Consider the following 11,997-nt stretch of genomic DNA (forward strand, 5'->3'; position numbering starts at 1 on the left):
AGATGGCTGCTGACAGCCCTTACCGTCTCTACGGCTACGGCGAAGACGGTCGTCACAACGAGACCAACCTGGAAGCCAAGTACGTTGTCCAGAGTGGTCCTCTCAAAGACCTGTCCTTCCGTGCTCGCCAAGCTTGGCACAGAGGTAATACTGACCAGGCCGAAGGCAACATCGACGAGTTCCGCCTGATCACCGAGTACCCAATCAACATCCTGTAATCGCTTCGGCTACAGTTGTTCGGTTGATATAAAAAAGGCCCATCAGTGATGGGCCTTTTTTTATGACTGTTTGATGGCAACATGAAATTAATTTTAATAAGTAGCCAGCTAATAATCAGCCCGCACTCTATTCCAGCTTCAGACCAGCAAAAACAGCAGACTGTAAAAACACTCAAGGGGCTTATCGCCCCTTGAGTTCGTTACCGATACTTGACCAAAACCGCGACTTGTTATGCCGTTTCCTGAACCATACGAATCATTCGTTGCGGGTACGGGATATCAATACCTGCCGCCTTCAGACGGTCACGGGCGTGCTCATTGAACATGAACGTCACATCCCAGTAGTCCACCGTTTTCACCCAGACGCGCAGGGAAACCGTAATCGAGCTATCGCCCAGGGTCGACACGACCGCTACCGGCGCAGGATCAGCCAACACGCGCTCATCCTTGGCCAACGCCAGCAGCACCTCACGCGCCTTCTGCAAATCGGCGTCGTAATTCACAGCCACGTCGAACACCACTTTACGGGTCTGTTGACGGTTGTGGTTAGTGATGATGCCGTTCGACAGATTACCGTTAGGCACGATGACGGTTTTGTTGTCACCGGTGCGCAGCAGGGTATGGAAGATCTGAATGCTGTCGACCGTGCCGGTAATGCCCTGTGCTTCGATCACGTCACCGATACGGAACGGACGGAACAACAGAATCAACACGCCGCCAGCGAAGTTCGCCAGACTGCCTTGCAACGCCAGACCGATCGCCAGACCAGCAGCACCAATGGCGGCCACGAACGAGGTGGTCTCAACACCGATCATCGACGCGACGCTGACCATCAGCAGCACTTTGAGGATGATGTTCGCCAGGCTGCTCATAAACCCCTGCAACGCCAGATCGGCGTTGCGCAGGGCCAGCAGCTTGCCAACCTTGTGGGTCAGCTTGTTGATCAGCCACCAGCCAATGGCCAGGGTAATGGCCGCCAGCAGCACACGGCTGCCGTATTCCATGATCATCGGGATCCAGGCCTGGGAAGCCTTGACCAGGTTGTCCACTTCAGCATTTATGTCCATCTATCTCTCCTGATTCCCGGCTACCCGGCACGTAAAAACTGCACGGCAGAAAGACCGAGCCAAGGATGATGGCTCAATCGTTTCTGCCGTTACATGGGCCTCGGACGTCATTAACGCCCGGAGGTTCCCTGAAGACTGATCAGTCGCGGAAGTTGTTGAACTGCAGCGGCATGCCAAATTCCTTGGCGCGCAGTGCCGCAATGGCTTCCTGCAGGTCGTCACGCTTCTTGCCGGTGATCCGTACCTGCTCGCCCTGGATGGCGGCCTGGACCTTGAGCTTGGCCTCTTTGACGTGAGCAACGATCTTCTTTGCCAGCTCCTTGTCGATGCCTTCCTTGAGCACGGCGTCCTGCTTCATCAGCTTGCCGGAAGCATAGGCGTCTTTTACCTCAAGGCACTGCACATCGATCTTGCGCTTGACCAGTGCCAGCTTGAGGATCTCGATCATCGCTTCCAGCTGGAAGTCGGCCTCGGCAGTCAGATTGACAGTCAGGTCCTTTTCCTTGAACTCGAAGCTGCCCTTGCCTTTCAAATCATAACGACGGTCGAGTTCCTTGACGGCGTTCTCGACCGCGTTGGTGAGTTCGTGTTTGTCCAGTTCGGATACCACGTCGAACGACGGCATGTAATCTCTCCAATAAAAAGGGCACGCTCAATAGAGATGGAGCACGCCTGGCTTGCGGTTAAAATCCGCGCTGATTATAACGGGTCTTTACCTTCCTACGCTGCGAGCCTCACATGCACCTGCCAATCCGAGCAAAAAACTGATGTCGACCACCTGGCACGTCCTTGGCGCCGGCAGCCTGGGCACCCTGTGGGCCACGCGCTTGGCTCGGGCTGGCCTGCCGGTGAAACTGATTCTGCGCGACACGGCGCGCTTGCAGGCCTATCAGGCCGCCGGTGGGCTGACCTTGGTCGAACAGGGCGAAGCGCAGCAGTATGCGATTCCCGGCGAAACTGTCGACAGCGCGGGTCCGATAGACCGCTTGCTCGTGGCCTGCAAAGCCTACGACGCCGAAAGCGCGGTGGCGCAACTGGCACCGCGTCTTGCACCCAACGCCGAGCTGATTCTGTTGCAGAACGGCCTCGGCAGTCAGGACGCCGTTGCCGCACGTGTCCCGCAGGCGCGTTGCATCTTTGCCTCAAGCACTGAAGGCGCGTTTCGCGATGACGACTGGCGCGTGGTGTTTGCCGGCCATGGCTACACCTGGCTCGGCGATGCCAGCCACCCTACCCCACCAATCTGGCTGGATGACCTGAGCGCCGCCGGCATCCCCCACGAGTGGAGCACCGACATCGTGACCCGCCTGTGGCGCAAGCTGGCGCTCAATTGCGCAATCAACCCCCTGACCGTGCTGCATGACTGCCGTAACGGCGGCTTGCAACAGCATCATTGCGAGGTCGCCACCCTCTGTGCCGAGCTGAGCGAGCTGCTGGAGCGTTGCGGTCAACCCGCCGCCGCACATAACCTGCAGCAGGAAGTCGAGCGGGTAATTCAAGCGACTGCGGCCAACTACTCGTCGATGTACCAGGACGTCGCCAATCAACGCCGAACCGAAATCAGCTACTTGCTCGGGCACGCTTGCACCGTTGCGTCGAGACACCAACTGGTGCTGCCACACCTCAACCAATTGCAGCAGCGGCTGATGACGCACCTGCACGCACGCGGATTGCCCAGCGACTGAGCAACGGCTACGCTGCCTTCCTGTTCCTTTTTAGCGACGACCCCGATGCCATTGCGCCAGCGCCTTGAAAACCTGCCGGTCGGCCAGAAACTGCTGGCCGCCCTGTTGGTGCTGTTGACCACCGTGTTGCTGGTGGCCAACCTGACCTTTATCAGCGCCGCCTATTGGATCTCCCAGGAAAGCATGGCCCCRCAGGCCTTGCAGACCATCGGCCGGCTGGTGGCCAACCCCTCCATCGCCGACCAGGCGCTCAACTCTCCCGAAGAAGCCCAACGGCTGCTCAACGAACTCAACAGCTATTCACCGCTGCGAGCCGCAGCGCTGTATGACGGCAAAGGCCTGCGCCTGGCACAGGTGCAGCACGGCGACAAACTCAAGCTGCCCGAGCACTATCGAAATATCGAGGCCTGGCAGGCGTCCGAGTTTCGCAGCAATCAGTTGATTACCCTGTTGCGCCCAGGCGAGGCGCCGGGTCATCTGCTGCTGGTGGCCAGCAGCGAATTGCCGATGGCGTTCTACACCGGCACCCTGACCGCCAGCCTCGGGATTCTGATTTTCAGCGTGCTGCTGTGGCTGGTGATTGCCCGGCAGATCAAACGCCTGATCACCCGGCCGATCCATGAACTCGAAGAATTGTCCCGCCAGGTGACGCGCGAAGAAAACTACGCCTTGCGTGCCTCTCGCGGCAACCACGACGAAATCGGCAGCCTTGCCGAAGCCTTCAACACCATGCTTTCGCGCATCGAAGCCCGTGAACAGCAACTCAAACGCGCGCGGGACGACTCCCAGGCCGCCTACGACCAGGCCCAGGGCCTGGCCGAAGAAACCCGTCATACCAACCGTAAACTGGAATTGGAAGTCCAGGTGCGGAGCAAGATCGAGAAGAAACTCACCGGTTTTCAGAACTACCTCAACAGCATCATCGACTCGATGCCTTCGGCACTGATCGCCCTCGATGAACAGCTCTATGTGACCCAATGGAACCAGGAAGCCAGCGCGCTTTCCGGTACGCGCCTGGATGAAGCGCTGAACCAGCCGATCTTCCTCGCCTTTGAACCGCTGAAACCGTTCCTRCCGCAGCTCAAGGAAACCGTCGAGCAACACAGCGTGGTCAAGATCGAGCGCGTCACCTGGGTCAAGGACGACGAGCCCAAGCATTACGCGCTGACCTTTTATCCATTGATGGGTGGTGCCGGACGCGGCGTGGTGATCCGGATCGACGACATTACCCAGCGCCTGTCCCTGGAAGAAATGATGGTGCAGTCGGAAAAAATGCTCTCGGTCGGTGGCCTCGCCGCGGGCATGGCCCACGAAATCAACAACCCCCTGGGAGCGATCCTGCACAACGTGCAGAACATTCGCCGGCGCTTGTCGGCCGACCTGCCGAAGAACATCGAAACCGCCGAACAGATCGGCATCGAACTGGACAGCGTCAATCGCTACCTGCAAAGCCGCGAAGTACCGCAACTGCTCGACGGCATTCAACAGGCCGGCGCCCGGGCGGCGAAGATCGTCACCCACATGCTCAGTTTCAGTCGTCGCAGCAACCGTCAAATGGCTCCGTGCGACCTGCCGGCACTGATCGATCAAGCCGTGGAGATCGCCAGCAACGACTTCGACCTGGCCATCGGCTTCGACTTCAAGGGCCAGGCCATCATTCGTCAGTTCGACCCGCAGCTGGGGCCAGTGCCCGGCACCGCCAACGAGCTCGAACAAGTACTGCTCAACCTGCTGAAAAACGCTGCTCAGGCGATTCACCAACGCGAAAACGCCACAGAGCCGGGACGCATCATTCTGCGCACCCGACTGAACCCGCCGTGGGCGGAAATCCAGGTCGAAGATAACGGCGTAGGCATGAGCGAGAACGTACGCAAACGCACCTTCGAACCGTTCTTCACCACCAAGGAAATCGGTCAGGGTACCGGCCTCGGATTGTCGGTGTCGTACTTCATCATCACCAACAACCACAAGGGTCAGATGGAAGTGCAATCGACCCTCGGCCAAGGCACGTGCTTCACCTTGCGCCTGCCATTGGCGGGCGCCACCCCGCTCGCCTCTCACGAACTCAAACAACTGGAGCGCTAAACATGGGTTTTCGCTTGTCGAAGATTTACACCCGTACCGGCGACAAAGGTGAAACCGGGCTCGGCGACGGTCGCCGTGTGCCGAAGGACCATCCACGGGTCGAAGCCATCGGCGAAGTCGATACACTGAACAGTCAGTTGGGATTGTTGTTGGCTGGCTTGGCCGAGCAATGCCCTGAATATCCTGGCCTCGGCGAGGTGATTGAAGTGCTTGAGCCGTGCCAGCACCGGCTGTTCGATTTGGGGGGCGAACTGGCAATGCCGGTATATCAAGCCTTGAATGCTGCAGAAGTCGAACGCCTGGAAGCGGCGATCGATGTCTGGAACGAGGAGCTGGGACCGCTGGAGAACTTCATTTTGCCTGGCGGCTCAGCCTTGATTGCCCAAGCCCACGTCTGTCGCAGCCTGGCGCGCAGTGCCGAACGACGTTGTCAGCATCTGAATGCGCTGGAGCCGTTGGCCGGGGTTGGCCTGGCGTACATCAATCGCTTGTCGGACCTGTTGTTTGTGGCGGCTCGGCTGATTGCCAAGCGCCAGGGGATTGCCGAGATTTTGTGGCAGGCGGCGGCCAAGCCCAAGATTTAGTCAGCTAAATATCTGGTGCCTATCAGGCCGTCATCGCGAGCAGGCTCGCTCCCACAATGGATCGAGGTGTACACAAATCCCAATGTGGGAGCGAGCCTGCTCGCGATGGCGCCGGTAGCATCGCAGCAGAGTCAGACCTCAGGCCAAAACGCCCGAATCCCCGCCACGCCCTGCGCTCCCGCTTCCCAGGCTTTCTGCCGTTCGGCAGGCCCCACGCCACCGAGCAGAAACACCGGCTTGCTGAACCCTGCAATCAACTGCGAGGCCTGCTCCCAGCCGAGCGGTGACGCATCCGGATGAGTCTGGGTCGGCTGGACCGGTGACAGGGTGACGAAGTCCACGCCCATCTGCTCGGCCAGGCTCAGCTCTTCAGCGTTGTGGCAGGACGCCGCCAACCAGCGCGAGGCTGGCACCGGACGCCCGGCGCTGGCGTATTTACGCAGCTGCGCGGCGGTGATGTGCCAACCGGCGGCCGGGAAATCCCCCAACCACTCGAACGGCCCCTTGAGCATCAGTTGCGCCTTGCCGGCACACAACCCCACGGCATCCACCGCCAGATCGCGGTATTGCGGGTCGTAGCCATTCGGAGCGCGCAACTGGATCAGCTTGATCCCGTCGGCGATGGCTTTCTGAATACCACGCAGCAGGGCTGGCGTTTCCAGGCCTTCCGGGGTAATCAGGTAGTCGCCTGGCAAACGCGCAGCCGCCACGATCGGCTGGTTGGCGGCCGGGAACTCATAGTCGCGCAGTTCACGCGCCGTCACCCATGCCAGAGGCTGGCCTTCGGCGCCATGAGGTTCGCCGGTAAACGCCGAGACCTCCCAGACATCCAGCAGCACTTGCTTGTCTGGATAGTCATGCTGAACCTTGATCAATGGCCGAGCGGCACTGACCACAATGCCCAACTCTTCCTGCAGCTCGCGCGACAGCGCGGCTTGCACCGCTTCGCCGTCCTCGACCTTGCCGCCGGGAAACTCCCACAGGCCGCCCTGGTGCTGGGTATCGGCGCGGCGAGCGATGAGGATCTTGCCGCTGGCATCTCGGATGACAGCCGCTGCTACATGAACTCGTTTCACCGCACTACTTCCTCTAAACCGGCTTTCTGCCAGGCCTTGAAGGCTGGCCATTGGTAAATCGCTTCGACATAGGCGGCATCCACCGCCGGCAATGCGACTTGATAGGTACGCAGGCGCACAGCGATGGGTGCGAAGAAGGCATCTGCCAGGCTTACGCTACCGAACAGGAACGGGCCGGGTTCGGTTGCTACAGCGCGGCATTCAGCCCACAACGCCAGCATCCGCTCGATCTCCACCTGCACTTCAGGCGGCATTGGCGACAACGGCGCATCGTGGCTCAGGTCAAACGGCATGTTGCTGCGCATGGCGAAGAAGCCGCTGTGCATTTGTGCGCAGGCCGAACGGGCCTGGGCGCGGGCAGCGATATCCTTCGGCCAGAGGTTGGCGTTCGGGAAACGCTCAACCAGGTACTCGGCGATGGCCAACGAATCGGCAATGGTCCCGTGTTCGGTTTTCAGCAACGGGACTTTGGCGGTCGGTGAATGCTTGAGCAGGCGTTCGCGGGTGTCCGGCTGGTTCAGCTTGATCAGTTCTTCGGTGTAGGTCGCGCCAGCCAGTTCCAGCGCCAAAGCGCCGCGCAGGGACCAGGAGGAATACAGTTTGTCGCCGATGATCAGGTGGTAGCTCATGTTCAGGCGCCTTTTGATGAAATGAACAAGCCAGTCTTGTGGTGACTGACAGACCGTCATCGCGAGCAGGCTCGCTCCCACAGTAGATCTTCATTGAACACAAACGGTGACGAACTTGGTCGCGCCTTCGCCATCGCGAACGATCGCCTGGGCGACTTCCATGCACACTTCAAACACCGCCTGCTTCAGCGCGGCGAACAGTGGACCACTGGCGGAAGTGATCTCCGGCAGTGCGGCTTTACCGGTGGCGATCAGCATGCAGCAATCGTTGGTCGAGGTATCGCCATCGATGGTGATGCGGTTGAACGACTTGTTGGCGCCGTCCAGCAGCAGGTTCTGTAACACCTCGCGGGAAACCTTGGCGTCGGTGGCGATGTAACCGAGCATGGTCGCCATGTTCGGGCGAATCATCCCGGCGCCTTTGCTGATACCGGTGACGGTGATGGTCACGCCTTCATGCTGGAACTGACGGCTCGCACCCTTTGGCAGGGTGTCGGTGGTCATGATCCCGGTGGCCGCAGCCTCCCAGTTGTTTTCCGACAGGTCGTCGAGGGCAGCTTGCAGCGCGCCTTCGATCTTCTCGACCGGCAGCGGTTCGCCGATCACGCCAGTGGAGTACGGCAGCACCAGGCTGGCGTCGACGCCGGCCAATTCAGCCAGCTTGGCACAGGTGCGCTCGGCGGCAGCCAAACCAGGCTCACCGGTACCGGCGTTGGCATTGCCGGTGTTGGTCAGCAGGTAACGTACCGGGCCCTGTACACGTTGTTTGGCCAGAATCACCGGAGCCGCGCAAAACGCGTTCAACGTGAACACACCGGCCACCGTGGAACCTTCGGCGCAGCGCATGACCACGACATCTTTGCGCCCGGGGCGCTTGATGCCGGCCGAAGCGATACCGAGTTCAAAACCGGCAACCGGGTGCAACGTTGGCAAAGGACCAAGACCAACAGCCATGAAAGCGCTCCTCTTAATGTAATGTCTGCACCGTCGTCGCCCTGTTCTTTTTAACCTGGCATCGGTGTTTTAAATGGTAAAACGCCGCGACGGCTGATGCCGGTCGCGGCGTGGGTATTTCAATGTCAGGCAGAAATCTTAGCTGATCTGGCCGTGACAGTGTTTGTACTTCTTGCCCGAGCCGCAGTAGCACAGCTCGTTGCGGCCCAGCTTCTGCTCGTTGCGCACCGGAGCCATGGCAAGGGCTACATCGACCTCCTCACCCAATGCTTCCGGTTGCTCCAGGCCAGGGGCTTCGTCGTGCTGGAACTGCATGCGTGCAGCCAATGCCTCGGCTTCCTGACGCAGGCGTGCTTCTTCCTCGATTGGATCTTCGCGGCGAACCTGAACGTGCGACAGCACACGGATCGAGTCGCGCTTGATCGAATCCAGCAGCTCGGAGAACAGCGTGAACGACTCGCGCTTGTATTCCTGCTTCGGGTTCTTCTGCGCATAGCCACGCAAATGGATACCGTGACGCAGGTGATCCATGGTCGACAGGTGGTCTTTCCACAGGTCGTCCAGAACGCGCAGCACGATTTGTTTCTCGAAGGTGCGCAGCGCTTCTGCGCTCGCCTGCTCTTCTTTCTCGTTGTACGCCGCCAGCAGCTCGTGCATCAGCTTCTCGCGCAGGGTTTCTTCGTACAGGTGATCGTCTTCGTCGAGCCATTGCTGGATCGGCAGTGCCACCCCGAAGTCGCTTTGCAGGGCTGCTTCCAGACCGGCAACGTCCCACTGCTCTGGCAACGATTGCGGCGGAATGTGCGCGCTGACCGTTGCGTTGAGCACGTCCTGACGGAAGTCGGCAATGGTTTCGCCGATGTTGTCAGCGGCCAGCAACGTGTTACGCATGTGATAGATCACTTTACGCTGTTCGTTGTTGACGTCATCGAACTCGAGCAGTTGCTTGCGAATGTCGAAGTTACGACCCTCAACCTTGCGCTGAGCCTTTTCGATGGCGTTGGTCACCATGCGGTGCTCGATCGCTTCGCCAGGCTGCATGCCCAGGGCCTTCATGAAGTTCTTCACCCGGTCAGAGGCAAAGATGCGCATCAGGCTGTCTTCCAGCGACAGGTAGAAACGGCTGGAACCGGCGTCACCCTGACGACCGGCACGACCACGCAGCTGGTTGTCGATACGGCGCGATTCGTGACGCTCGGAGGCAATCACCTGCAAACCGCCCGACTCGAGCACTTGCTGGTGACGCTTCTGCCAGTCGGCCTTGATCTGGGCAATCTGCTCGGGCGTCGGATCTTCGAGGGAGGCGACTTCCACTTCCCAGTTACCGCCCARCASGATGTCGGTACCACGACCGGCCATGTTGGTGGCGATGGTCAGTGCACCCGGACGACCGGCCTGAGCGATGATTTCAGCTTCTTTTTCGTGGAACTTGGCGTTCAGAACCTTGTGTTCGATGCCTTCCTTCACCAGCAGGCTGGACATGTGCTCGGACGTTTCGATGGTCGCGGTGCCCACCAGTACCGGCCGGCCCTGAGCCATGCTTTCCTTGATGTCGGCAACGATGGCCGCGTACTTCTCGTCCGCGGTGAGGAACACCAGGTCGTTGTAGTCCTTACGTGCCAGCGGTTTGTTCGGTGGAATGACCATCACCGCCAGACCGTAGATCTGGTGGAATTCGAACGCTTCGGTGTCCGCCGTACCGGTCATGCCGGACAGCTTGCTGTAAAGACGGAAGTAGTTCTGGAACGTGGTCGACGCCAGGGTCTGGCTTTCGGCCTGGATGTTCAGGTTTTCCTTGGCTTCGATGGCCTGGTGCAGACCTTCCGACAGACGGCGACCCGGCATGGTACGACCGGTGTGTTCGTCGACCAGTACGACCTGACCGTCCTGAACGATGTATTCAACGTTGCGGTGGAACAGCTTGTGCGCGCGCAGACCGGCATAAACGTGGGTCAGCAGGCCCAGGTTGTGCGCCGAGTACAGGCTCTCGCCTTCAGCCAGCAGGCCGATACGGGTCAGCACTTCTTCGATGTACTGGTGACCGGCTTCGTTGAGTTCGACCTGGCGGGTCTTCTCGTCGATGGTGTAGTGACCGGCCTTGGTGACTTCGCCTTCCACCTCTTCGATATGCAGCTCCAGTTGCGGGATCAGTTTGTTGATCTCGATATAGAGCTTGGAGCTGTCTTCGGCCTGACCGGAAATGATCAGCGGGGTACGGGCTTCGTCGATGAGGATCGAGTCGACTTCGTCGATCACGGCAAAATTGAGTTCACGCTGGAATTTTTCTTCCATGCTGAACGCCATGTTGTCGCGCAGGTAGTCGAAACCGAATTCGTTGTTGGTACCGTAGGTGATGTCGGCGGCATAGGCAGCACGCTTCTCTTCCGGCGGCTGGAACGGCGTTACTACGCCGACGCTCAGGCCGAGGAATTCGTAGAGCGGACGCATCCAGTTGGCGTCACGACGAGCCAGGTAGTCGTTCACGGTAACAACGTGCACGCCCTTGCCGGACAGCGCGTTCAGGTAAACCGCCAGTGTCGCCACCAGGGTCTTGCCTTCACCGGTACGCATTTCGGCAATCATGCCTTCGTGCAAGGTCATGCCACCAATCAACTGAACGTCGAAGTGGCGCATGCCCATTACCCGCTTGCCGGCTTCGCGGGCAACCGCGAAGGCTTCAGGCAGCAGTTTGTCGAGGCTCTCACCTTTGGCGATACGGGCCTTGAACTCATCAGTCTTGGCACGCAGTTGATCGTCCGAAAGGGCCACCATTTGCTCTTCGAAGGCATTGACGATCTGTACCGTCTTGAGCATGCGTTTGACTTCACGCTCGTTCTTGCTTCCAAAAAGTTTCTTTAACAAAGGTGCAAACATATCGGCAGGATCTTCCACACAAAGGGATGGAGGGCGGCCCCGTGAGTCGCCCGTGCAGCCCTCATGGCCGCATGCGAACGAGCATTCTACCCGGAAACGATGGTGAGGAAAGTGGCGTTGTTCCACGATGCATGCACAGCGCTGTTACGGGGCTCACTTAAAATAAGGGCATTTTGCTGAACTTCAAGCCATTCACGCCAGAAGTTACTCGTTGATTTAATGAGCAAAGCGCTCACAAAGCAATGGCTCAGGCGCATCAAGTGCTTTCTGCTACCATGGCGGCTCTGTTACTTCAGGTGTCTGATCATGGCATTTCGCCCTCTTACGGCCAGAGCACCCGCCGTTCTGCTTCGCGAAGCCAAACCGTTAAAAGCCATTTTCGGCCACGCACAACGCCTGGGTCATTTACAGCGTTTGCTGGAAAGCCAACTGCAGCCGGCTGCCCGTGAACATTGTCATGTGGCGTCGTGGCGCGAAGGCAGCCTGTTGCTGATCGTCACCGACGGTCATTGGGCAACCCGTCTGCGCTATCAGCAAAAGCGTCTGCAACGGCAATTACAGATGTTCGACGAGTTCGCCAGCCTGACGCGAATCCTGTTCAAGGTGCAACCACCGACCGTCCAGCAAGGAGCCGCCGGCCACACCATGGATCTGTCGAGCGATGCGGCGGCGACCATTCAGGCTACGGCCGATGGCATCAGCGATCCGAAATTGCGTGCAGCGCTGGAACGCCTGGCGGCGCACGCCAAACCCAAGACCTGATACTGGGCCAATGTGGGAGCGAGCCTGCTCGCGATGGCGGCTTACCAGTCAACATCTCTGCTG

The 11,997-nt window shown here is 59.3% G+C and carries 10 protein-coding genes and 1 pseudogene; 5 read left to right on the forward strand and 6 right to left on the reverse strand.

Features of this window, described 5'->3' with window-relative positions:
• On the forward strand, positions 1–218 hold a 218-nt coding region (locus AC1DH9_RS16925; RefSeq protein ID WP_477808461.1), incomplete at its 5' end, for an OprD family outer membrane porin.
• Between the two features lie 230 nt (positions 219–448).
• Here AC1DH9_RS16925 and AC1DH9_RS16930 read toward each other — a convergent pair.
• Both AC1DH9_RS16930 and AC1DH9_RS16935 read right to left on the reverse strand, forming a co-directional pair.
• The gene (locus tag AC1DH9_RS16930) at positions 449–1,285 is read right to left on the reverse strand and encodes a mechanosensitive ion channel family protein (protein ID WP_427536123.1); all 837 of its coding nucleotides are present in this window, start codon (positions 1,283–1,285) and stop codon (positions 449–451) included.
• A gap of 139 nt (positions 1,286–1,424) precedes the next feature.
• Positions 1,425–1,910 (reverse strand): YajQ family cyclic di-GMP-binding protein, encoded by a 486-nt coding sequence (locus AC1DH9_RS16935; protein ID WP_427536125.1) that lies wholly within the window; start codon positions 1,908–1,910, stop codon positions 1,425–1,427.
• Between the two features lie 142 nt (positions 1,911–2,052).
• Between AC1DH9_RS16935 and AC1DH9_RS16940 the strand changes: the two genes are divergently transcribed.
• From AC1DH9_RS16940 to AC1DH9_RS16950, 3 genes are read left to right on the forward strand one after another with little or no spacing between them, the layout of a single operon-like run.
• Positions 2,053–2,970 carry a putative 2-dehydropantoate 2-reductase gene (locus AC1DH9_RS16940; protein WP_427536127.1) on the forward strand — a complete coding sequence of 306 codons (918 nt, stop codon included), beginning with the start codon at positions 2,053–2,055 and terminating at the stop codon, positions 2,968–2,970.
• A gap of 45 nt (positions 2,971–3,015) precedes the next feature.
• A complete protein-coding gene (locus AC1DH9_RS16945) occupies positions 3,016–5,055 on the forward strand; it encodes a sensor histidine kinase (protein WP_427536129.1) in 2,040 nt (679 codons plus the stop codon).
• 2 nt (positions 5,056–5,057) lie between these two features.
• Positions 5,058–5,639 (forward strand): cob(I)yrinic acid a,c-diamide adenosyltransferase, encoded by a 582-nt coding sequence (locus tag AC1DH9_RS16950; RefSeq protein ID WP_427536131.1) that lies wholly within the window; start codon positions 5,058–5,060, stop codon positions 5,637–5,639.
• A gap of 131 nt (positions 5,640–5,770) precedes the next feature.
• On the opposite strand, the gene AC1DH9_RS16955 is transcribed toward AC1DH9_RS16950, so the two are convergent.
• The 4 genes and pseudogenes from AC1DH9_RS16955 to secA form a co-directional block, all read right to left on the reverse strand.
• A complete protein-coding gene (locus AC1DH9_RS16955; RefSeq protein ID WP_427536133.1) occupies positions 5,771–6,715 on the reverse strand; it encodes a Nudix family hydrolase in 945 nt (314 codons plus the stop codon).
• The gene (locus AC1DH9_RS16960) at positions 6,712–7,344 is read right to left on the reverse strand and encodes a glutathione S-transferase family protein (protein ID WP_427531703.1); all 633 of its coding nucleotides are present in this window, start codon (positions 7,342–7,344) and stop codon (positions 6,712–6,714) included. The genes AC1DH9_RS16955 and AC1DH9_RS16960 overlap by 4 nt, the downstream gene beginning before the upstream one ends.
• A 96-nt stretch (positions 7,345–7,440) precedes the next feature.
• A pseudogene (argJ, locus tag AC1DH9_RS16965) lies at positions 7,441–8,298 on the reverse strand (bifunctional glutamate N-acetyltransferase/amino-acid acetyltransferase ArgJ); the annotation flags it as partial.
• 138 nt (positions 8,299–8,436) lie between these two features.
• The gene (secA, locus tag AC1DH9_RS16970) at positions 8,437–11,172 is read right to left on the reverse strand and encodes a preprotein translocase subunit SecA (protein WP_477808462.1); all 2,736 of its coding nucleotides are present in this window, start codon (positions 11,170–11,172) and stop codon (positions 8,437–8,439) included.
• A gap of 306 nt (positions 11,173–11,478) precedes the next feature.
• Between secA and AC1DH9_RS16975 the strand changes: the two genes are divergently transcribed.
• Positions 11,479–11,934 (forward strand): DUF721 domain-containing protein, encoded by a 456-nt coding sequence (locus AC1DH9_RS16975; protein ID WP_427536139.1) that lies wholly within the window; start codon positions 11,479–11,481, stop codon positions 11,932–11,934.
• The last annotated feature ends 63 nt before the right edge of the window (positions 11,935–11,997 follow it).

This window comes from Pseudomonas sp. 05T35 (genome assembly GCF_056396605.1).

What these genes read in the sequence shown, in the direction of transcription:
- AC1DH9_RS16930 (WP_427536123.1), bottom strand. Translation starts at nt 1,285, where the DNA reads ATGGACATAAATGCTGAAGTGGACAACCTGGTCAAGGCTTCCCAGGCC.
- AC1DH9_RS16935 (WP_427536125.1), bottom strand. Translation starts at nt 1,910, where the DNA reads ATGCCGTCGTTCGACGTGGTATCCGAACTGGACAAACACGAACTCACC.
- AC1DH9_RS16940 (WP_427536127.1), top strand. Translation starts at nt 2,053, where the DNA reads ATGTCGACCACCTGGCACGTCCTTGGCGCCGGCAGCCTGGGCACCCTG.
- AC1DH9_RS16975 (WP_427536139.1), top strand. Translation starts at nt 11,479, where the DNA reads ATGGCATTTCGCCCTCTTACGGCCAGAGCACCCGCCGTTCTGCTTCGC.
- AC1DH9_RS16960 (WP_427531703.1), bottom strand. Translation starts at nt 7,344, where the DNA reads ATGAGCTACCACCTGATCATCGGCGACAAACTGTATTCCTCCTGGTCC.
- AC1DH9_RS16950 (WP_427536131.1), top strand. Translation starts at nt 5,058, where the DNA reads ATGGGTTTTCGCTTGTCGAAGATTTACACCCGTACCGGCGACAAAGGT.